The 21,001-nt window shown below is 62.9% G+C and carries 18 protein-coding genes; all 18 read left to right on the plus strand.

The annotated features are described in order from the left end of the window. Positions 1-319: 319 nt before the first annotated feature. Positions 320-2,746 (plus strand): flagellar filament capping protein FliD, encoded by a 2,427-nt coding sequence (gene fliD / locus RLQ26_11850; protein MEQ9089417.1) that lies wholly within the window; start codon positions 320-322, stop codon positions 2,744-2,746. A 66-nt stretch (positions 2,747-2,812) separates the two neighbouring features. Continuing rightward, a complete protein-coding gene (gene fliS, locus RLQ26_11855; protein ID MEQ9089418.1) occupies positions 2,813-3,292 on the plus strand; it encodes a flagellar export chaperone FliS in 480 nt (159 codons plus the stop codon). A 418-nt stretch (positions 3,293-3,710) separates the two neighbouring features. After that, a complete protein-coding gene (locus RLQ26_11860; GenBank protein MEQ9089419.1) occupies positions 3,711-5,180 on the plus strand; it encodes a flagellin in 1,470 nt (489 codons plus the stop codon). Positions 5,181-5,257: 77 nt separating this feature from the next. Further along, on the plus strand, positions 5,258-5,698 hold the full coding sequence (gene fliS, locus RLQ26_11865; protein ID MEQ9089420.1) for a flagellar export chaperone FliS: 441 nt from the start codon (positions 5,258-5,260) through the stop codon (positions 5,696-5,698). Between the two features lie 38 nt (positions 5,699-5,736). Next, a complete protein-coding gene (locus RLQ26_11870) occupies positions 5,737-7,350 on the plus strand; it encodes a flagellar hook-length control protein FliK (protein MEQ9089421.1) in 1,614 nt (537 codons plus the stop codon). 25 nt (positions 7,351-7,375) lie between these two features. Then, complete coding sequence (locus RLQ26_11875) at positions 7,376-8,050, plus strand: flagellar hook capping FlgD N-terminal domain-containing protein (GenBank protein ID MEQ9089422.1); 675 nt, start codon at positions 7,376-7,378, stop codon at positions 8,048-8,050. 59 nt (positions 8,051-8,109) lie between these two features. Beyond that, positions 8,110-9,387 (plus strand): flagellar hook protein FlgE, encoded by a 1,278-nt coding sequence (flgE, locus tag RLQ26_11880; protein ID MEQ9089423.1) that lies wholly within the window; start codon positions 8,110-8,112, stop codon positions 9,385-9,387. A 258-nt stretch (positions 9,388-9,645) separates the two neighbouring features. Then, positions 9,646-9,987 carry a DUF1153 domain-containing protein gene (locus RLQ26_11885; protein ID MEQ9089424.1) on the plus strand — a complete coding sequence of 114 codons (342 nt, stop codon included), beginning with the start codon at positions 9,646-9,648 and terminating at the stop codon, positions 9,985-9,987. A gap of 172 nt (positions 9,988-10,159) precedes the next feature. Continuing rightward, positions 10,160-11,836, plus strand: a complete 1,677-nt coding sequence (fliF, locus tag RLQ26_11890) for a flagellar basal-body MS-ring/collar protein FliF (GenBank protein ID MEQ9089425.1) — start codon at positions 10,160-10,162, stop codon at positions 11,834-11,836. A 57-nt stretch (positions 11,837-11,893) separates the two neighbouring features. After that, positions 11,894-12,910 (plus strand): flagellar motor switch protein FliG, encoded by a 1,017-nt coding sequence (gene fliG, locus RLQ26_11895; GenBank protein ID MEQ9089426.1) that lies wholly within the window; start codon positions 11,894-11,896, stop codon positions 12,908-12,910. Between the two features lie 23 nt (positions 12,911-12,933). After that, positions 12,934-13,692, plus strand: coding sequence for a FliH/SctL family protein (locus tag RLQ26_11900; protein ID MEQ9089427.1), 759 nt, complete (start codon positions 12,934-12,936; stop codon positions 13,690-13,692). A gap of 163 nt (positions 13,693-13,855) precedes the next feature. Beyond that, the gene (fliN, locus tag RLQ26_11905; GenBank protein ID MEQ9089428.1) at positions 13,856-14,125 is read left to right on the plus strand and encodes a flagellar motor switch protein FliN; all 270 of its coding nucleotides are present in this window, start codon (positions 13,856-13,858) and stop codon (positions 14,123-14,125) included. Positions 14,126-14,147: 22 nt separating this feature from the next. Next, entirely contained in the window at positions 14,148-14,999 is an 852-nt protein-coding gene (locus tag RLQ26_11910; GenBank protein MEQ9089429.1) for a MotA/TolQ/ExbB proton channel family protein, read from the plus strand. Between the two features lie 27 nt (positions 15,000-15,026). Beyond that, positions 15,027-16,406, plus strand: a complete 1,380-nt coding sequence (locus RLQ26_11915) for a sigma-54 dependent transcriptional regulator (GenBank protein MEQ9089430.1) — start codon at positions 15,027-15,029, stop codon at positions 16,404-16,406. 56 nt (positions 16,407-16,462) lie between these two features. Then, on the plus strand, positions 16,463-18,592 hold the full coding sequence (gene flhA, locus RLQ26_11920) for a flagellar biosynthesis protein FlhA (GenBank protein ID MEQ9089431.1): 2,130 nt from the start codon (positions 16,463-16,465) through the stop codon (positions 18,590-18,592). Positions 18,593-18,651: 59 nt separating this feature from the next. After that, positions 18,652-19,707: a hypothetical protein gene (locus RLQ26_11925; GenBank protein MEQ9089432.1), complete on the plus strand. Its 1,056-nt coding sequence runs from the start codon at positions 18,652-18,654 to the stop codon at positions 19,705-19,707. After that, positions 19,704-20,525, plus strand: a complete 822-nt coding sequence (locus RLQ26_11930; GenBank protein ID MEQ9089433.1) for a MinD/ParA family protein — start codon at positions 19,704-19,706, stop codon at positions 20,523-20,525. Before RLQ26_11925 ends, RLQ26_11930 begins: the two co-directional genes overlap by 4 nt. Next, positions 20,518-21,001, plus strand: a 484-nt coding sequence (locus tag RLQ26_11935) for a hypothetical protein (protein MEQ9089434.1), incomplete at its 3' end; no start/stop codon positions are given. The genes RLQ26_11930 and RLQ26_11935, both read left to right, overlap by 8 nt.

Genomic DNA, 21,001 nt, shown 5'->3' on the forward strand with positions numbered 1-21,001 from the left:
TGGCCCCCTCTCTTTTTTTTGCGCAGATTTTGCCGCTGGCCTCGGTCCAACCCGGCAATTTTTGCCTAAGGCTATGAATTTATGTCGTTTTCAAAGATTTATTAAACCTCCCTCCCTACCCTGTGCCCTGGGAAGAATGGCCAGAAACCCGCCAGCACGCGTGGTCCGGCGAAGGCCCCTGTCGCGCGGTCCGAGAATTGCAGAGGACTGGCACAGTGGAGAAGCGCGTGCCGCCCGCCGCCAAGCCGGGCGGGCGCGCCGGAAAGGAATACGGCCAGAGTAACCCAAGTGGCCCGAATCGCCCGAGTGGAAAACCAGCATGTCCGATACCAGCGGTCTCAACCTGAACAATATCAATGTCGACGAGTCGGGACGGGTTTCGTTTTCGGGCCTGCGATCCGGCATCGACATCGAAGGCACCGTCGACGCCATCATCCAGGCGCGCCGCATCCCGGTCGACCGGCTGGAAACGCGGGTTGCTGACAACCAGGAGAAGCTGACTGCGCTGGACGAGCTGGAAAGCGTCGTCAATGTCTTGCGCGACCGCCTCAGCGTGCTGAGAGGCGCCGTTTCTTTCAACAACGCGAATAATATCTTTGCCGCCAAGAATGCCTTTGCCTCGGCCAGCCGTATCGATTCGGGCTCGGCCAGCCCGGTCGCCGAAATCATGGGAATTTCGGTGGACAATTCCGCCGCGCTCGGGTCGAGCACCATCGAGGTGCTGCAAATCGCCAAGGCCCACAAGCTCGGCAGCGGCGATTTCTCGAGCAAAACGAGCGACCTGCAGACCGCGACCGGCGCCGCCGGCCCCGTCTCCGGAAACTTTCAGATCAACGGGGTGACGATCGACGTACTGGCGACGGATAGCCTGGCGGATCTGCGTGACCGTATCAACAATGCCAACTCCGGCGATAACGCTACGGGTGTCACGGCGAGTATCGTGTCAGCGAGCGAGACCCAGCACGTCCTGGTGCTGACCGCGGATGAGACGGGCACCGACATTACGTTGAGCGACGACAACACGACCGGCGTTCTGTCTGATCTCGGGATCTCTTCCGACGGGGGCAGCACATTCCTGAACGAGCTCCAGCAGTCCCAACTGGCCCAGCTTCATGCCGACGGACTCCGTGATCCCTCACAGCATGAATCGATCCTCGTGGCCGACGATACAGCGGCGCTGAGCAGCTATACCTCTGTAACCGGCGCGGGCAACACATTCGAGATTCGCGACGCTTCCGGCGCCCTGATCAAGACCGTTACCTACGATGATACCGATACACTCCAGAATCTCGCCACGGCCATTACGGGATCGGGCCTAACGGGGCAGGTGGTGTCAGACGGCGGACAGTTTCGACTGGAGATCATCAAGGACGACGGCGGACCCATCACGATTTCGGGCGACACCAACAATCTGCTGACCGACCTGTCATTTTCCAAGAAGGATCTCGTGATCGAGCGGGCCAGCAACACAATTAACGATCTTTTCGCGGGCGTGACCCTGACCCTGTTCAAGGCCGAGGTGGGGACGGCCGTCCAGCTCGATGTGGAACAGGACCTCAGCCAGCTCAAAACAGCCATCACCGATTTTGTCGACGCCTATAACGAGCTGCGCACCCTGCTGAACTCGCATCAAATCGTGAACCCAGAGACCGGCGAGGCAATCGAGAATACTGGCGTCCTCTTCGGCAACCGGGCCATTTCCGAGATCGAATCCCGGATCGGCGCCATCATCGGCGGCGGGGCCACCGGCACGAACGCGGATTTCACCGTGCTGGCCCAGATCGGCGTCAATTTCGTCGATAACAGCACGTTGTCAGACCCGCTTCTGGACGACACGCTCGAGGTGGATAATGCTGCCCTCGATCAGGCGCTGCTCAGCAACTCGGAAGAGGTCCGCAAGCTGTTCGCCTTCGACTTCACTTCGTCGGACCCGAGGGTCTCCCTGCTTTCGTTTACAGGCCAGACATCGTTCGACGTCAACGGTTTTACGTTGAATATCGAGGGGACGGGATCGGCCCGCGAGGATTCCGTCACGATCACGGATAAGGCCGTTACCCTCGATCAGGCGGACAGTTTCGGGGCAACCACGTCGGGACAATTCGAAATCAATGGCACCGCAATCGCCTACGATGTCACCACAGACACTCTCGAGGATCTGGCCGCCACCATTTCCGCGGCCGGGATCACCGGAATCAGCGCCTCCATCAACGAAAGCAGCGGCTCCCCGAAACTGGTGATTTCCTCAACCCAGGACGCCATCACGGTAAACAACGACACGGGCGATCTTCTCGCGGCGCTCGGACTGACGACCCAGGACACGCTGATCACGGGCGCAAATATCAATGGCGACCCGAGCGGCGCCAGCGACGGCAGCGTCACGATCAACGGCATGTCGGTCACCGCCACGAATGCCACGGGTGCGGATGGATTGCGGCTTTTCTACAGCGGGGCCGGGGCAGCGAGCGGCGTTGATCTTGATTACACAATCGGGCTTGGATCCGACCTTTTCTTCGACCTTGAGCAGTTGCTGGGATCGGACGGCGCCCTGCGGTCGGAGATCGACTCGATAGAAGGCCAGAACGAAGTCGCCAACGAGCGAATCGCGAACATGCTAACGCGGCTCGAGATTCAGCGCGCCACCCTGACAGACCAGTACATCGCCATGGAGGCGGCACTCAGCCGGCTCGAAAACTTGCGGGAATCCATCCGGCAGCTCACCGATTCATTAAATAATAACAACAACTGATCACACTCGGAGACAGCGGCCGGAGACCCGACTCGGGAATAAACCAACGGAATTGCAGACGGCGTAATGAACCAGAACGGCTCCCGGAACTATCAGACCCAGCAGATCATGACCGCCTCGCCCGCACGGCTCGTGGCGATGCTGTACGGCAAGGCGATCGTGTGCCTGAGAGATGCCATCGCGGCGATCAAGGCGGGTGACATCGAGAAACGCTGGAAATCCAACTCCGCGGCCCAGGAGATCATCGCCCATCTGCTTTCGACACTCGATGTCGAGAAAGGCGGCGAGGTCGGCCAGAATCTCGAACAGCTCTATTGCTTCATGCTGCGCCAGCTTCCCCAGGTGGACTTCAAGAATGACCCGAAGGTGGCCGAGGACATTATCGGCCTCCTCGAGCCGCTCGCGCGCTCCTGGGAAGAGCTGGCGGAAAAAGGCGGGCCGAACAGCCCGCCGCCCGGCCCCTATCGCACCGGCGACACCCGGTCCGACGGCAATGGCAACCAGGGCGAGCCGCCCCTGCCGGGCCCGCTGTCGATCTCGGCCTGACCTCCCGGCCGGCGGCTCCGCCGCCCGCGTTCAAACCCGAAACGCCGCGTCTGCGGCGTTTTTTTGTGTCCGCCCGCGGCCGGCGGCCGCAGTGAGCGGACAGAACGGGTCAAGTTTTCCCTCCGCCCGGCAGAACCTGCCCGCCGCGGCAAATTCTGCCTAAGCCGGTTCGCCGGGGCCGTGCCGGGCGGCCGGCGCAGATATCATTTTCTTTATGAAAAACAAGGATCTACCGGTTTTTTCGCGGTCTGGCCCGGGGCTTGCGTTTATCCGTCCGCGTGAAACGGCCTTCGTCCCGACCGGCTCGGGGGAAAGCCATGACAAGGGAAAACGATTTTGTGGGACGACCGATCAAGGATCGCCGCCGCAGGTAGGGCCCGGTGTCAGTACCGGGACATCAAGTAGAGGAGATCAGGCAATGCCTTTAAACGTCATTTCGAATTTCGCGGCCAATGTCGCCCACCGGAATCTCGTGACCAACAACGAACAGGCGACCCAGTCACTGGCCAAGCTATCGTCGGGCGCCCGTGTGGTGTCGGCGCGGGACGATGCGGCCTCACTGGCGATCGGCTCACGGCTTGCCGCCGAGGTTCGCTCCATGTCACAGGCCAACGTGAACGCGGGCCAGGCCATTTCCATGCTCCAGATCGCGGATGGCGCCATGGCGCGAGTCAGCGACATCCTGGTCCGCATGAAGGTGCTGGCGGTGCAGGCCAGTTCCGGCCAGCTTTCGGACACCGAGCGTTCGATGCTGGATACCGAATACCAGCAGCTCCTGCAGGAGGCCGAACGGATCGCCCAGGATACCGAGTTCAACGGCAACCAGCTCGTGAACGGGTCATCCTCCACGACCACGGTCCTCAACGCCTTGTCGAATGCCGACAACGTGCTTCAGGCAGCCGATGGCTTCGCCAGCATCGTGTTCGACCCCAGCGTGGGTGACGCCGCGACCCAGGTGGCATACGACGCCACGAGTAATGTCCTGACCGTCACCAATATGACGACCGGTGCCAGCCAGGGCATCAATATCGGCGCGACCCCCGTCCCCATCAACACGACCCAGGAAGTCCGGTTCGCCGAGGTCGGGGTCACCATTTCGCTCAACTCTGCCTTCGACAAAACGGCCGACATCAACCCCACGGGATCGGTCACCGAGGCAAATGACGGCGGCGCGGGCTCCATCGAGACCACCACGATCCAGCTTCTCAATGCGGATGTCGCCGCGGCGGTGCAGAATCTGGCCTCGAGTGCCATGAGCATCGACGCGACGACGGCGAATGCCGCCGGCGTCTCCCTCGGAGCCTTTACCGCCAACGGCGTGGATATGAGCACCGTCGGCACCAAGAACCTGACGCTAAGCGACGGGACGAACAACATCGAGGTCGGCTTCGTCGTCACCGACGGATATACCGACGGGGCCGATCTGACCGTGGATGTGGATGACCTCGGCGCCGTGATGTTCGGCAATTCCGGCTCATCGTCTCAGATCAGCTTCACCTTCAAGCTTGGCACGGGCATCGTGTCCGGGGTCGACAGCCTCACGATTGCCATCGATTCCATCAACAACTCGTCTCTCGGCCTGACGAGCTCGAGCATCAGCAACGTCTCCAATGCCGAGAGCGCCCAGGGCATCGTGACTTCCGCGATCGATACCCTGAACAACTCGCGTGCGGGAATCGGCGCGGCCCAGAACAGGCTCGACTTTGCCTCGGCAAACCTGGCGACGGCGATTGAAAACGCCGAGTCGGCCAGGTCAGCCCTGCTCGATCTCGATGTGGCTCAGGAAATCACGACCCTCACGAGTAAGCAGATCCTGGTCCAGGCGGGCGTGTCCATGCTTTCGCAGGCCAATCAGTTGCCACAGAACTTGCTCCAGTTGTTCCAGTAATCGGAGCTGGTTTCCGGGACGGATGGGCTGTCTGACACAGCACCATCCGGCCGGAAGCAGGAAGAAAGGAGAAGACAATGACAGTCACAAACCACGGCTCGGAGATCGATACGATCACCAATACGCCGCCAAGTCGCCTCGTCGTCATGCTGTACGATGGCGTGATCACTGCGCTGGACTCCGCAATCGAGGCCATCGAGGATGGCGATATCGAGAAGCGGTGCAAATGCGTCAATGTTGCGATCGAGGTCATTTCCTACCTGTACATGTCGCTCGACATGGAGAAAGGCGGGATCATTTCCGAGAACCTCGCGAAACTCTATCGCTTCAGCATGACGCAGCTGCCCCTGGTCAACCGGGACAATGACCCGGCCATGGCCCGTGCCGTGATCGAGATCCTGCGACCCATCCACGAATCCTGGATCGAAATCGATTCGGCCATGTCGGCGCCCTTCATTCTGCCGTTGGCGAATGAGAATCACCGCGCCATGCCGTCCCGCGCGCGGGCCACGGCCTAGCCGGCAGTTTCCAACCACTCTGATACGGACAACTTGTGATGGATCTCTCTCTCGCTCACGGCCTGCTGGATCGGCCGGTGGATCTCGGGAAGGCCCGGCCTTCCCCGACCCACCGCGACGAGCCGCGCCTGGCCGAGGCCGCCCGGCAGAGGGCCGAGGAGCGGAACGATTTTCACGCCCGTATCGCCGATCCGTCCGAAACGGCCCGGTTCGAGCGCGAACGTGCCTCCGAGGTGGGAGCGAGAGAGCGGCGAGAAGAGCCGATCGATAAACCCCGCCCGGAAACTGCCCAGACGGAAACAGCCTTGAGAGAGCCTGCGGCCGCCCCCCGCGAGCGGACGGCCGACGGCAATGCTCGACCCGGCAATCAGGACAGCACCCGGCCGGCCGACCGGGGCACGCCAAAGCCGGATGGGGCAGATACCGTCGACACGTCACCCAATGTGCGGTCTGGCGACAGCCCGCATATCCCCGGCCAGGCAACCAACAATGCTGCCGCCGGCGAGGCTGATGCAGGGCTCGCCCGCGCCGCCGCCCAACTGGCCGCCAACCCCGCCCTCGGAGCCGTAAACGCGGTCCCGGCGGGCGCCATTCTGACCGGAAGCGCGAGCCTCGCCACGCCACCCGGCCTGACTGTCGCCAGCCAGGCCGGCACCGGCACCGCGGGCCAGGCGGCCGCGACGGCCGTCGGCGCGAGGCCGGGCCAGCCACAGGGTCTGGCCCAAGCCCCCGGCCATACCCCGACGCCCCTGGCCGATACCAGCCGTCTCGCCGACGGTCGCGAAGCCGGCCGGCTCGCCGTCACGGCAGCTTCCGGTGACCGGCCAACACGGACACTCCACGCAGCGGGCGAGGTGCGTGTCGGCGCCACGAGTTCGGGCAATCCGGGAAATCCCGCCGCCGGCCTCTCAGGCAACGTGGTATCGGATGCCACCGCCTTTGCCATCAAACAGATCAGCGCCGCCGCCGGCCCAACCGATCCCGCCCTCCAGGCTAGTTCGGCCGGACGAGCGGGCAACAATCCGGCCGCCTTCGCGCCCGGTCTCCTGTTAAGTTCCGCCGCGCCGGTTGCCGGCCAGTTCACGTCACTCGCCCCAAGCGCCAGCGACCTGGGGCTGACGTCCCCCGGCGCGACACCGGGCGGGCTTGGCACGATGACGGCAGATGTGAGGCCGGGCGGCCTGCCCAGCGCCGCCGACGCCGCGGCGTTTGCCCGCCACCTGCCGCAGGCCGGGCTCACGGACCAGGTTTCGATGCAGCTTGCCAAGGGGACACAGGAAGGGCTCGACCGGATCACCATCCAGCTCAAGCCGGCCCATCTCGGCAAGGTGGATGTGAAGCTCGACATCGGCCATGACGGCCGTCTCCAAGCCGTGATCGTGGCCGACCGTGCCGATACGCTCGACCTGCTGCAGCGCGATGCGAGGCTTCTCGAGCGCGCCCTTCAGGACGCCGGCTTCGAGGCCGATAGCGGCGGCCTGGATTTCCAGCTTCGGGGAGGAAACTCGGATAGCGCCGGTGGCGAGCGGGCCGATGGCGACGCTTCCCGCCCCCTTGCGGGCATAGTGAACGAAGCGTCGGGCGACGCGCCCGCCCTTTCAGGCGAGATCACCCAGATCCTGCGGACGGATCGGGTGGATCTCACGATCTAAACCGCGATTAGGACAGGACCCGATTATGGAAATCACGCCAAATCCCGCGCCCGGCGCGAGCACCAGCACACAGGTCGAATCGGATCGCGACCGGCTGTCCGACACCTTCGACAGCTTTCTCACCATTCTGACGACGCAGTTACAGAACCAGGATCCGCTGGAGCCGCTCAGTTCGAATGAATTTACCCAACAGCTCGTCATGTTCTCCCAGGTGGAACAGACCCTCAATACGAATGAACGTCTCGACGACATGCTGTCGCTTCTGGGCAACAATGGGCTCACCAACTCGATCTCGTATCTCGGGAAGAGTGTTGAGATCGGCGGCGCGAAGGCGGCACTTGAGAACGGCGCGGCAAAATGGACTTACACGCTTGGCGCCTCGGCCCAGAATGTCACGGTCAATATCCTGGATGAGGACGGCAACGTCGTTCGCACAATCGATGGCGAAAACCAGGCCGGTACCCACGAATTCGTCTGGAACGGCGAAGACCATACCGAAACCCTTCAGCCCGATGGCATTTACGCTCTCCAGATCGTGGCCACCGACCCCGATGGCAATGCACTTAACCCGCAGATCACAGGATTTGGTCGCGTCGAATCTCTGAAGAATGACGGCGCTGACATTCTGCTCACAGTACTCGGCAAAGAGCTGCCCGCTTCGAATGTTCTTTCTGTCATAGACAGCAGCAATCCGTCCTAACCAGTACCCGGCACCGGTCACGGCATGATCGGGTACCGGATTTAATAAGGAGAATAGAAATGAGTTTGTTTGGCGCAATGTTCTCGGGCGTTTCCGGCCTTAACGCACAGAGCCAGTCTCTGGGCATGATCTCGGACAACATCTCCAACGTGAACACGGTAGGCTTCAAGGCGACCGAAGCGCGGTTTTCAACGCTGGTGACCCAGGCCGCGACGGATACGAGTTACTCGCCGGGCGGTGTCGAGGCGGCGCCATTCTCGCTGATCGACAAGCAGGGCCTTCTTGAATCGAGCGATTCAGCAACCGACATCGCCGTTGCAGGCAAGGGCTTCTTCGTCGTGAATACGCGCGACAACAGCGCGGGCCAGTTCCTCTTCACACGGGCGGGCTCGTTCACCGTGGATCAGAACGGCTTTCTGAAGAACACCGGCGGTTACTTCCTTCAGGGCTGGCCGACTGACACGGCCGGCGTACCCATCGCCGCGAATACCTCGATCGAATCGACGCTATCGACGGTAAACGTCAGCGGGATCTCGGGCGTGGCGGTCGCCACCTCCAACGTCTCCCTGGGCGCCAACCTGCCGGCCTCCGCCCCGACCGGGACCACGGAGAACAATAACATCCTGATTTTCGATTCGCTCGGCGTCGCCCATAACATCCAGATCACCTGGACGAAGACGGGCGTGAACGCCTGGGATTATGCCGTTGCGGATCCTACCCTGGCGAACGACGCCTCGGTCCAGACCGCCACGCTGACGGCGGGTGCTGCCGGCTCCGTCACCTTCAATGGTGACGGCACGCCGAATACCATCACCAACCCCGCCCTCGCCATCGACTTCACCAACCCGCCGGCGACCGCCACGGGTGCGGCCGCAGGCGCGATCACCCTCGACCTGGGGACCGCCGGCTCGGCCGATGGGGTGACCCAATTCTCGGGCAATTTCACGACCTCGTTCATTCAGCAGAACGGCGTTCAATTCGGCATCTTCACGGGGGTGACAATTGGCGAGGACGGCCTCGTGACGGCAACATTTGATAACGGCGAGACACGGCCCATCTACAAGGTCCCGCTCGCCACCTTCGCCAATCCCTCCAGGCTGGAAGCCAAGAGCGGCAACGCTTACGCCCAGACCGACCGGTCCGGCCAGACACTCCTCAACTTCGCGGACGAACTGGATTCCAGTCGGATCGCCTCGGGTGCGCTGGAAAGCTCCAACGTGGATCTGGGCGAAGAGTTCACCAAGATGGTGATCACGCAGCAGGCCTATTCCGCTGCGTCCCGGATCATCACCACCGCGGACGAAATGCTGGACGAACTCGTCCGCATCATTCGCTGATGGCTTCGGGGCCGGTTTCGGCGATGTCTTGACGAAGCCTTAAAGGCCGGCCCCGAACCTTTAACAAATCATTGGAAATCGCCATTTTTTGCATGATTTTTCGGTCGCCCGCGGACACGCGTTTAGCGAATTTTTAAGCGGCCAGGCCTAGCCTTTCCCCGTCGATACGAGCCACGCCCAACCTTCGACCGGCTTCTCACCGGTCCCGAAAAAGCGGCGTGTCCGGAGCGGCACTGGCGCAACCGAAACCGAAAGAACATGTCGCAGACCTCCACTCATAACGCCCGCGGGTCAGACAGGTTGGAAGACGGGATCAATGGCCCCAACGGGACCCGTCTGACACGCCGGACTCTCCCCTCGCCCGGCACGAAGCGCTGGGTCGTGCGCCGCAAGGCCGAGGTCGTCTCCGCCGTGCGTGCGGGGCTGCTCAGCCTCGAGGAAGCCTGTGAAATGTACAATCTGTCGGTGGAGGAGTTTCTCTCGTGGCAGCGTCTGATCGAGGCGCATGGCATGATGGGGCTGCGCGCAACCCGCCTGCAGCAATACCGCGATACAAAGACGCCCGCCGGCCGGACATCGGCGCATATGGCACGCGATTAGCTTCAGCGTGCAGCGCGGCCGCGATCCTGTCCGTCGAGCAGGCCCGGCAAATTTTTCCGGAAAAACGGCAAAATTTTCCCAGTGTTAACCGGTTTTTCACTGCCGCAACCCTAACTTCCGATCTGGGACGGGCTACAGGACAAGGCCCAAATGTTTTTTCAGGGCGGCTTCATTGAGTGGACTAGCAACGACGTTTCGTAGCCTCGGCGCTGCACACCTGCTGATTCTGGGTGGTGTCGGGGTGGGCATCATCCTTTTCTTCGTTTTCCTGACCTCCAAGCTGACGACGCCGGACATGGTTCTCCTGTTCGGCGATCTGGACATGCAGGATAGCGGTGCGATCGTCAGCAAGCTTGATACGCTGAATGTACCGTATGAGCTGAGTGGGAACGGCACCCGGATCATGGTCCCGGGCGATCAGGTCTTGCGGTTGCGCATGGCAATGGCGGAGGACGGCCTGCCGTCGGGCGGCTCCATCGGATACGAAATATTCGATCGCTCGGAAAGCCTGGGCACGACTAATTTTGTCCAGAATATCAATCTGGTCCGGGCGCTCGAGGGCGAGCTCGCCCGCACCATCCGGTCGATTTCGGGCGTGCAGGCCTCCAGGGTTCATCTGGTTCTGCCCCGCCGCCAGCTCTTCAGCCGCGAAGAGCAGGAACCAAGCGCTTCGGTGGTCCTCCAGACACGGGGAAACTCGCGGATCAACGCCGGTCAGGTATTGGCCATCCAGCAGCTTGTCGCGGCCGCGGTCCCTGGGCTCGCGCCCGGTAAGGTCACGGTTGTCGACGACAAGGGCGCCCTCCTGGCCCGCGCGGCCGGCGAGAATACCGCCACCGCGTTGATGACGCAGTCAGACGACATGCGCCGGTCCTACGAGGATCGCCTTGGCCGAACCATCGAATCGCTGATCGAACGCTCCGTCGGTCCCGGTAATGTGCGCGCCCAGGTGACCGCCCTCTTGGATTTCGACCGCGTGACCACGCGATCCAAAACCTTCGACCCTGACGGTCAGGTGGTGCGCTCCACGCAAACCGTTGAGGAAATAGAAAAATCCGCCGAGCAGGAGCCAAGCGACACGGTCACGGTGGAAAACAACCTCCCCGACGAGGAAGCCGAGGCCGGCGCCGCTGCGACATCGCGCAGCGATTCCAACCGGGTCGAGGAGACCGTAAATTATGAGATCTCCGAGACGGTGACCGATCATTACCACGAGACGGGCGCAGTGCGACGTCTCTCGGTCGCGGTCCTGGTGGACGGGGAATACACGGGCAATGGCGAGGAGCGGAGCTACGAGCCGCGCTCCGACGAAGAACTCGCCCAGATGAGCCGCCTCGTGAAATCCGCCATCGGTTTTGACGAAAGTCGCGGGGACACTGTCGAAATCGTCAATATGCCCTTCAAGCAACTCAGCACCGATTGGGGCGAGGAGCAGATCGAGCCGATTTTTGGCCTGGCCAAGCAGGATTATTTCCGGATCGCCGAGATCCTTGTCCTTTCGATTGTCGCCCTCCTCGTCATCATGCTGGTGGTCCGGCCGCTTGTCGCCCGGACACTCGAGGCCTTGCCCAAGCCGCAGGATGTCCAGAAGGCGGCCGAACGGCTGATTAGCGATTCCTCTGGCGGACCGCGCCCCGCACTGCCCCCGGGCATGGAGGCGCCGGCCCCGGGCATGGACGGGGGTGAGGCGTCGCTGCCCCTGGCCGACGCGCCCGAGTCCCTCATCAATCTTGAGCAGGTGGAGGGCCGCGTACGCGCGTCCTCGATCAAGAAAGTCGGCGAAATCGTGAAGAAGCACCCTGAAGAGTCGGTCTCGATCCTCAGGAACTGGATGTATCAGGAAGGGTAACCCTCGAGTTTTCCGGCCCAGCACCGGCGGGCCCGGACAACGGGGTAGTGGCAGATCATGCGCGCAAAGGAAGAATACAGAGCACTCAGCGGCAGCGATAAGGCTGCCGTGCTCCTGATGTCACTTGGCGAAGAGCTCGCGGCCGAAATCTTTACGATCCTCGATGACGAGGAAATCAAGGAGATTTCCCAGAGCATGTCCAAGCTGGGCACCGTCGGCTCCGAGATCGTGGAGAAGGTATTCGTCGAGTTCGCCGACCAGGTCTCGGCGACAGGCGGGCTAACCGGCAGCTTCGATACGACCGAGCGCCTTCTGCTCAAGGCTCTGGGCCGGGAGCGGGTCGACACGATTATGGAGGAAATCCGCGGTCCCGCCGGCCGGACCATGTGGGACAAGCTGGGCAATGTGAACGAGGAAGTCCTCGCCAACTACCTCAAGAACGAATACCCGCAGACGGTCGCGGTGGTGATGTCGAAGATCCGCTCCGATCATGCGGCGCGCGTGCTCGCCTGCCTGCCCGAGAATTTCGCCATGGAGGTGGTTCTCCGGATGCTCCGGATGGAATCCGTCCAGAAGGAGATCCTCGACGATGTGGAACGCACGCTGCGTTCCGAATTCATGAGCAATCTGGCCCGGACGAACCGGCGCGACGCACACGAAATGATGGCCGAGATTTTCAACAATCTCGACCGGGCGGCCGAAAGCCGTTTCCTCTCGGCCCTCGAGGAACGCAACAAGGATGCGGCCGAGCGGATCCGCCAGTTGATGTTCACCTTCGAGGATCTCAACAAGCTGGATCCGGGCAGCGTGCAGACGCTCCTGCGCAACGTCGACAAGGGTCAGCTTGCCATTGCGCTCAAAGGCTCGTCGGAGCCCCTCCGCGACCTTTTCTTTTCCAATATGTCGGAGCGGGCGGGCAAGATTCTTCGCGAGGACATGGAAGCGATGGGGCCGGTTCGACTGCGCGAAGTGGACGAGGCGCAGATGCAGATGGTCATCACGGCCAAGAATCTTGCGGCGTCGGGTGAGATCACCATCCTTGATTCCAAGGATGATGACGAGCTCGTCTATTAACGGGTGGCGGCGGAACGAATTTGATGAGCGCTGTGCAGAAATTCTCCTTCGACAACCGGTTCGATTCGCAACGCGAGGTCGAGGAAGCCGCCCGCGTAGAAGCCCACGAGACGACCTTGCGGGTCACACGGGAGGAAGGCTATGCCGCCGGCCTGGAAGCCGGCCGGACTGCTGCCCTCCGGGATATTGAGAGCCGGATCGAATCGGTTGTGACCGCACTCATTCCCGAAATCCAGGGACTCGTGGCGGCGCAGGCGGAGGCGGCGGCCGCGGCGCGCAAGAATGCCGTGGCCGTGGCGGCAACGATACTCAAGAGACTCTACCCGTCGCTGGAGCGTGAGAACGGCCCCACCGAAGCGGAACGCCTCATCGTCACCTGTCTCGAAGAAATGGCACAGGAGCCGCGACTGGTCATACGCCTCGGGCCGGACATGATCGAGATGTTGAAGACGCGAATCGACGATCTGGCGGCTGCCGCCGGTTTTCCGGGGCAGCTGGTCATGGTGCCGGCGGACGATTTGACCGGCGCCGATGTCCGGATCGAATGGGCGGATGGCGGGGTGTCCCGCGATGGCGGACATCTCTGGGCGGCGATCGAGGAGACCGTCAATCGGGCGCTGGCCGACGGGCCCGGCGCCTTCAGCCTGCCGGCCTCGCCTGAGACGGCCGAGGACAACACAACGAGCCCGAAGACCACGGACGCAAAAACCCCGGATGCGGACAGGCCCGATATGGACATGGCGGATACGGACATGAGTGAGCGAGGAGAAACCAATGGTTGATGAAGAAAACAGCGAAGCCCCGAAAGGAGCTCCGGAAGGAGCCCCGAAAGGAGCCGCGGCAGAGAGCCCGGATGCGGAGGGCGCGGACGGGGCCAATCTGGCTCTGAACGATTTCGAGCCGCAAGAGAACGGCGGCGCCAATGGCCGAAGAGGCGAGCAAAACCTGCAGAAGAACGAGATGCACACGGCCGAAGAGCTGGAGGCGGTTTACGATATCCCCGTTCAGGTGTCTGCCGTGCTCGGCCGGTCAGCGATGCAGGTCAGCCAGCTTCTGAAGCTTGGCCGCGGGGCCGTAGTCGAACTCGACCGAAAGGTCGGCGAGCCCGTGGACATTCTGGTCAACAACCGCCTCGTCGCACGCGGCGAGGTTGTCGTGGTTGACGAGCGTCTGGGTGTGACGATGACCGAGATCATCAAGTCGGACCGGAACTGACGGCCGGTCCGGGAGTCCCGTCATGGCAAAAATCGCTTCCCAGGCGCCGGCGACCAGAACCGGCCGCCCGAATGCCGCTAAGCCGTCGCTGAGTGACAGCCGGGGTCTGGATATCGCCACAGTCCTCGGCCTGACTGCGGCTTTTGGCCTGGTGGCGCTCGCCATCGTGACGGGAGGCACACCAAACTCGTTCGTCGATCCGGCTGCGCTCATGATCGTGATCGGCGGAACATTCGGCGTCACCATGATGGGCTTTTCTCTCGGCGAGATCCTGACGGCGCAACGCGTCGTTCTCAAAGCGCTGTTCAGGACCCAACGAGCACCCCGCCGGGCCGCCAATTACGCCCTTCAGGTGGCCGAGGCCGCGCGCGGCAAGGGTGTCCTTGCGATCGAGCAGATTCTGCCCCGGATGCGGAGCGAGAAATTTCTCTTCAAGGCCCTGTCTCTCGTCGTCGACGGCGTCCCGGCCGACGAACTCTACAAGGTGATGGAGCGCGAACGCCAGGCGACCTATGTCCGCCACAAAGCGAGTTCCGCCGTCCTGCGCCGGTCGGCCGAAGTGGCTCCGTCGATGGGGCTGATCGGTACACTCGTCGGCCTCGTTCAGATGCTCGGCCGCCTTGAAGACCCATCCACGATCGGCCCCGCCATGGCGGTGGCACTGTTGACGACCTTCTACGGCGCCATCCTCGCGACGATGGTGTTCAGTCCGCTGGCCAACAAGCTGGAACGGAACGCGGCCGAGGAAAGCCTCGTCAATCATATTTTTACGATCACCGCCGCGGCAGTGGCGCGACAGGACAATCCGCGCAAGCTGGAAATGAATCTCAATACGATCCTGTCACCGTCAGACCGGTCGACACGATACAACTAAACGATAGTACCCAAGCTGGAGTTCGGAATGCGTCTGTTAATTGTCGGCACTCTCAACGGCCATATAAGTGACGCGATTAAAATCGCCGTTGCCAACGGCGCAGAAGTCGCGAGTGTGGACTCGGTCAAGGAGGCACTGACGTTTCTGCGCTCGGGTAAGGGAGCCGATCTGGCCATGGTGGATGTGGCCCTGGACGTGGTCCATCTGCTGGTCAGCATGAAGAGCGAGCGGATCAATACGCCCGTCGTTGCCTGCGGCATCGAAGCCGAACCCAAAGCGGCCGTGGAAGCTATCCATGCGGGCGCTCAGGAATATGTCCCGCTGCCGCCCGACGCAGAGCTGATCGGTGCAATCCTGGCAGCAGTATCCGATACGCGACGGACTCTGATTGCGGAGGATCCTGTCTTTCGCGACGTGCTGAAAGTCGCCGAGCGGGTGGCCGCCAGTGATGCAAGCATTTTGATTACCGGCGAATCGGGGACTGGCAAGGAAATGGTCGCTCAACTGGTGCATGCCAAGAGCCGCCGGAGCAGTCAGAAATTCGTCTCGGTCAACTGTGCCGCGATCCCGGAGAATCTTCTCGAGTCGGAATTGTTCGGCCATGAGAAGGGTGCGTTCACGGGCGCCGTGGCGCGCCGCATCGGCAAGTTCGAGGAGGCGAATGGCGGAACCTTGCTGCTTGATGAAATCAGCGAGATGGACATCCGCCTTCAGGCCAAGCTGCTGCGGGCGCTGCAGGAGCGTGAAATCGACCGCGTCGGCGGGGACAATCCGGTCAAGGTTGATATTCGTCTGATCGCCACGACCAATCTGGATCTGGCCGACCAGGTCCGTCTTGGCAGGTTCCGCGAGGACCTTCTTTATCGTCTCAATGTCATGACCCTGAAACTGCCGGCCCTGCGCGAAAGGCCAAGGGACATTGCGCCACTGGCCCAACATTTCGCCGCAAAATATGCGGAATCGAATGGCCTCCCGGCCCGAACCGTCTCACCGGACGGGCTCGCGGCCCTTGGGCGTCACGGCTGGCCCGGAAATGTGCGCGAACTGGAGAACGCCCTTCACCGCGCCGTTCTCCTCGCCGATGGCGATGAAATCGGGCCGGATGCCCTGACCCTGCCGGAGGGTGCCGCTCCGGGCCTGGGCGACGGGGCCGGGGCCAGAGACACGGCCGGCGGCGGCCGAACGGGTCCGGCCGGAACCGGGTCGCGCCCGCTTGTCGGCAAGACCGTCGCCGAAGTGGAGCGCGATCTTATTCTCGACACGCTGACCCACTGTTTCGGCAATCGAACTCATGCCGCCAACATCCTGGGCATTTCGATACGCACGCTGCGCAACAAGCTGAAGCAGTATAGCGAGGACGGTGTCCCGGTGCCGATCCCCGGTGAGCGCGACAGGGCGACGGCCTGAAGCAACCTTGAACCCAAGAAGGCACGGATCGGCCCACGGCCTTCCCGGGAGTGAACATGTCAGACACGATCGGTAATCAGCCAGCGGACCAGGCCGGCGGCGGGCAAGGCGGTGATGCGGTCATCGGACGCCTGGTGGATGCCCTGCGGCGCGGCGACATCGCTCTCGCGCTGGGGGTCATGGCAATTCTGGTTGTCCTGGTTCTGCCCATGCCGAGCTGGCTGCTCGACATGTCACTCGCCATCTCGATCACGTTTTCGATCCTCATTCTGATGACGGTGCTGTTTATCGAAAAACCCCTCGATTTCAGCAGCTTCCCCACTGTCCTGCTGATTGCGACCATGCTCAGGCTGTCGCTCAATCTGGCGTCCACGCGCCTTATCCTGTCGGACGGACACGAGGGAACGGTGGCCGCCGGGCACGTGATCGAAGCGTTCGGTAATTTCGTCATGGGCGGCAATTTTGTCATCGGCCTGATTGTGTTTGCCATTCTGATCATCGTGAATTTCGTGGTGATCACGAAAGGCTCCGGCCGCATCGCCGAAGTGTCCGCCCGCTTCAGCCTGGATGCCATGCCCGGCAAGCAAATGGCGATCGACGCTGATCTGTCGGCCGGTCTGATCAACGAGGCCGAGGCGCGCGGGCGCCGCAAGGCACTGGAGGATGAAAGCACATTTTTCGGCTCGATGGACGGCGCCGCCAAATTCGTGCGCGGCGACGCCGTTGCCGGCCTGCTGATCACCTTCATTAACATCATCGGCGGGATCGTCATCGGTGTGGCGCAGAACGACATGTCCTTCTCGGACGCCTCGCATACCTATACGCTTTTGACAGTAGGCGACGGGCTGGTTTCGCAAATCCCGGCACTCATCGTTTCGACCGGCGCCGGCATGCTGGTCGCGAAGGCCGGCGTCGAAGGCACCGCCGACAAGGCGCTTTTCGGGCAGCTCGGCGGCTACCCTCGCGCCCTGGGCGTCAGCGCCGGGCTGATGGCCGCGCTCGCGTTCATGCCCGGCATTCCGATGCTTCCCTTCCTGATGGTGGCCGGGCTGACGGGCGGCCTCGCCTACGCCTCGACACAGAAGCACGAACGGGATCATGCCGAGGTGCAGGCACTCGAAGCGGCGGAGGCCGCCGCCGTGCCCGTGGCGGACGAACCGATTTCCAAGAGCCTGCAACTGGACCATATCCGGCTTGAGCTGGGCTACGGCCTCGTCAGCATGATCAATACCGAGACCGGCTATCGCCTGACCGACCAGATCAAGGCGCTGCGACGGCAACTGGCGGCCGATATGGGTTTCGTTCTGCCGGCGGTGCGCATTCAGGACAACATGCAACTGGGCCCCAACAGCTATGTCATTCGCATCAAGGAGGTGGAGGCCGGCCGGGGCGATATCCAGCCGGCGATGCTGCTCGTGATGGATCCGCGCGGCGAGAAGATTCCGCTCGTCGGCGAAGAAACGACGGAGCCCACTTTCGGGCTGCCGGCCATGTGGGTAGACCCGGCCCAGCGCGAGGAAGCCAATTTCCGCGGTTATACCGTGGTCGACCCGCCGACCGTGATCACCACCCATCTGACCGAGCTGGTCCGGGATAATATGGCGGATATGTGCTCCTACGCCGAGACCAAGAAACTGCTCGACGATCTGCCGGAAGAGCACCAGTCACTCGTCGCCGACACGGTCCCGGACCGGATCAGTCTGGGCGGCGTCCAGCGCGTGCTCCAGAATCTTCTGCGGGAGAGAATCTCGATCCGTGATTTGCCAACAATTCTTGAGGGAATTTCGGAAGCGAGCAACTTCACGCGCAATATCACCATGATCACCGAGCATGTGCGCGGTCGCCTCGCGCTGCAGCTCAGCCACGCGCACATCAACCACGAGGGCTATATCCCGCTGGTCACCCTCACGCCGGAATGGGAGCAGAATTTTGCCGAGGCGCTGGTCGGCGACGGCGAGGACAAGCAACTCTCCATGGCGCCCAGCCTGCTGCAGGATTTCATGACGACGGTTCGTCAGACCTTCGAGCGTCACGCCCTGATGGGCGAGGCACCCGTGCTGCTGACCACGCCACGCATCCGGCCCTATGTGCGGTCCATCGTCGAGCGCTTCCGGCCGCAGACAACCGTGATGTCGCAAAGCGAAATTCACCCCAAGGTGACGATCAAGACCCTGGGACAAATTTAGAGGCCATTGGGGACCGGGGGACCGGACGACCGGACGAGAAGACAGGCAGGCCACAACCGATGCGACTACGCAGCTTCAGTGCCGACAGCCTCACGAGCGCCCAGGAACAGGTGCGCCGTACGCTCGGCGACGACGCGATCCTGGTTTCGATCGAGGAAACCGGCCAGGGCGTGCGGATCCTCGCGGCCCTGGAAACCCCGGATCCGATGGCTGCGGACGGGCGGAATACGGCGCGCGCGGGCGGATCGGCCCCGTCAGAGGAAGCCGCCGGCATCGCAGCCCCCGTCTCGGGGCGTCTGAGCCGCATGGGGGTGGATGACCGGGTTATCGCACGGCTCCTGGAAACGATCTCGGCACTTGAAATCGGCGATGGCGATCCGGCCCTTGGCCTCGCCGCCGCGTTCGACGAGCGCTACCGCTTCAGCCCGCTTTCGGAGCGCTCGTTTGACCGGCCGCTGATGCTGGTCGGCCCGCCGGGCAGCGGCAAGACGGTCACTGTCGCCAAGCTGGCCGCCCAGACCGCCCTCGCCGGCCGCCAGCCGCGCTTGGCCACGACCGATACCCGCCGGGCGGGTGGTTTCGAGCAATTGCGCCAGCTCGCGGATATCCTGGGTGTGGAATGTGGCCTCGCGGCCAATGACACTGCGCTTGAATCCTTCGCTACGAGCGGGAGTCACGCCGCAGCCGGCCTGATCGATACCCACAGCATCAATCCCTTCGACCCGTATGAGCAGGCGGAACTGTCCGATTTCATCGCCGCCGCCAATGCCGAACCGGTGCTCGTCCTGGCGGCCGGCGGCGATGCGCTGGAGATGGCCGAGATGGCCCATGCGTTTCAGGAAATCGGCATTTCCCGGCTTGTGGTCACGCGGCTCGATATCAGCCGCCGCCTGGGCGGCGTCCTGATGGCGGGCGAGGATGCCGGGCTGCGCTTCGCCGATGCCGGAATTTCCGGCGATATCGCCACGGGTCTGCGTCCGATGACCCCTGTGGCGCTGGCCCGGTTCTTCTTCCCCGAGGCTCAGGACCGGCCCGCCCGCCATCACGCGACGCGAGCAACCCCTCATGCAACCGCCGAAGATTTGCGCGGCGAAAAGGAGAATTTTCGTTTATGACCCTGGCCGATCCCAGCACCCCCCGCGAGCGGGCCGATAACACGCAAGGTGCGATCCCGGCGCAGCGCAACGTCTACGCCATCGCCTCCGGCAAGGGTGGCGTCGGCAAGACGTGGCTGTCGATCACGCTTGCCCAGGCACTGGCGAAAAAAGGGCTGCGCGTTCTTCTGGTGGATGCCGATCTTGGCCTCGCCAATGTCGATATCCAGCTTGGCCTCATGATGGAAAGGACCCTCAACAAGGTGCTGGCCGGAAAGACAACCCTGCGCCAGGCGGCGACCTTCTTCGAAACGGGCGAGTTCCACATCATAGCCGGCTTGTCCGGATCGACCAGCCTGGCGAACTTGCCGCCGGTCCGGCTCCGCACGCTTGCCCGCGATCTCGCGCTGCTGTCCCAGGACTACGATATCGTCCTTCTCGATCTTGGCGCCGGCGTGGATCGCACGGTTCAGATGCTCAGCCAGGCGGCGCGCACCTGCCTGGTCGTGACCACCGACGAGCCGACGGCCCTGACCGACGCCTATGCCTTCATCAAGCTCGGCCAGGCCCAACATCCCCTGCTGGAAACCCGGATCGTCGTCAACATGGCGAAATCGGTCCAGGAAGGACAGGCGACCTACCGGACGATCCTGCGGGCGTGCGAGGGATTCCTGAAACTGTCGCCGCCGCTGGCGGGAATCGTGCGCCGCGATTCCCACGTGACTGACTCAATTCGGAAGCAGGCGCCGCTGATCACAAGATTTCCAACCTGCGCCGCGGCCACCGATGTGATCGGGATCGCGGACATGGTCGAGACCGGGCTGCGCCGCCATGAGTGATTTCAGCGTGCCGGCTCGCGGCGCCTCGACACCCGGACAATCGCCAGGCAACACCATCCCCGCCCCTGCGAGTGCCAATTTGCCCACCGGCACCATCGCGCAGCCGCCCAACTCCCTTCAGAACGTCGCCGCTGGCACAATCGTTCAGGGACAGGTCACCGGGCGTGACATCCAGGGACATGTGCTGATCCGCACCGGCCATGGGGTGATCGCTCTCAATACCGCCCTCGCCCTGCCCGCCGGGAGCCAGGTGGCGCTGCAGATCCGCACCCTCGGCACTCATGTTCAAGTGGCCATCCTCCAGGTCGTGCCCGCTCCCGGGGAACCCGTGCCGGCGCCCGCGCGGCCGGCAGGTTCCGCCGCGCCGCAGGCCACCACCGGCCGCGCCGGGGGCAATGCCGGCCCCAACACGGCCGCGGCCGCTGCGGGGCCCCGTCCGCCGCCGGCGCCGGCGGTTTCAATGAGCGCGCCGCAGA

The sequence above is a fragment of the Alphaproteobacteria bacterium genome (assembly GCA_040220875.1).
GTDB lineage: Bacteria > Pseudomonadota > Alphaproteobacteria > JAVJVX01 > JAVJVX01 > JAVJVX01.